We start from the raw sequence: 1516 nt of genomic DNA, 5'->3' as shown, positions 1-1516 counted from the left end.
TGGATTGGCCCCTATATTTCCATACACTTTTTATCACTTAACCCATGACTGGTTCGTCGCCGCAGATATTCCCGTGGCGAACGATACCCCAGTGCACTATGCGGATGCCATTCGTTGTAATGTTCGAAGGCCTCCGCAAGGTTCTTTACCGCTGTTAACCCGTCGGGTTTCGGCATGATGCTGATGTAATCGCGCTTCATCGTTTTCACGAAGCTCTCTGCCATCCCGTTGCTTTCCGGGCTACGTACCGCCGTATGTTTAGGCTCCAGTCCTACCATTCTGGCGAACTGACGCGTCTGATAAGAACGGTAGGCTGAACCGTTGTCTGTCAGCCACTCAACTGGGGATGTCGGCAGGCTGTTACCGAAGCGACGCTCCACGGCACCCAGCATGACGTCCTGCACGGTTTCACTGTCATATCCACCGTTACTGGCCGCCCAGTAAAGTGCCTCGCGATCGCAACAGTCCAGAGCGAACGTGACCCGCAGTTTTTCACCGTTATCACAGCTGAACTCGAAGCCGTCAGAGCACCACCGCTGGTTACTTTCTCCAACGGCCACTTTCCCTGTATGCGCCCGCTTCGATGGCGGTATTTCCGGTTTACGCTCAAGCAGCAGCGCATTCTGACGCATGATGCGGTATACGCGTTTGGCATTGATCACCGCCATGTCGTCAGTTTCTGATTGTCTGCGCAGCAGTGCCCATACCCGACGATAACCATAGGTGGGCAGATCGCCGATAACGGTATGGATACGGGCCAGCGCGTCAGTATCATCAGGCTTGCGCTTGCACCGACGATCCTGCCAGTCCTTCGACCGACGGGCCATGGCATGCAGTTGCGCACGTGAGACCCGGAGGCAACGACTGACAAGGCTTATTCGCCATCCTCCGGCAACAAGGGCACGTGCGCTATCCACTTTTTTTGTCGGCCATATTCAACGGCTTCTTTTAGCAGCTCGTTTTCCATGGTTTTCTTGCCCAACAGGCGCTGCAGCTCTTTAATTTGCTTCATCGCAGATGCCAGCTCCGACGCGGGCACAACCTGTTCTCCTGCGGCAACGGCTGTAAGGCTGCCTTCCTGATACTGCTTACGCCACAGGAACAGCTGACTGGCAGCAACGCCATGCTGACGGGCGACCAGCGACACGGTCATTCCGGGCTCAAAACTCTGCTGAACAATGGCGATTTTTTCCTGAACACTTCGCCGTCTGCGCTTCTCTGGACCTAAAACATCAATCATTCGGACTCCAACGACTAGTCTAAAAACTAGTATTAAGACTATCACTAACTTAAGTNGGCACTGTTGCAAATAGTCGGTGGTGATAAACTTATCATCCCCTTTTGCTGATGGAGCTGCACATGAACCCATTCAAAGGCCGGCATTTTCAGCGTGACATCATTCTGTGGGCCGTACGCTGGTACTGCAAATACGGCATCAGTTACCGTGAGCTGCAGGAGATGCTGGCTGAACGCGGAGTGAATGTCGATCACTCCACGATTTACCGCTGGGTTCAGC

Annotated in this window: 1 protein-coding gene and 1 pseudogene; one reads left to right on the top strand and one right to left on the bottom strand. The window is 53.8% G+C overall.

The genetic code is table 11. The annotated features are described in order from the left end of the window. Positions 1 to 11: 11 nt before the first annotated feature. A protein-coding gene (locus FO013_RS22130; protein ID WP_110129298.1) for an IS3-like element ISEc36 family transposase occupies positions 12 to 1240 on the bottom strand; the annotation gives its coding sequence in 2 pieces (ribosomal slippage) (positions 12 to 925 and positions 925 to 1240; 1230 coding nt in all). A 119-nt stretch (positions 1241 to 1359) separates the two neighbouring features. On the opposite strand from FO013_RS22130, the pseudogene FO013_RS22120 reads away from it, so the two are divergent. After that, positions 1360 to 1516: pseudogene (locus FO013_RS22120) on the top strand (IS6 family transposase); the annotation flags it as partial.

The organism is Brevibacterium aurantiacum, from assembly GCF_007558825.1.
Classification (GTDB): Bacteria; Actinomycetota; Actinomycetes; order Actinomycetales; family Brevibacteriaceae; genus Brevibacterium; species Brevibacterium aurantiacum_A.
Note: the sequence above shows the minus strand (reverse complement) of the source record. Positions and strands in the feature narration are given on the sequence as shown.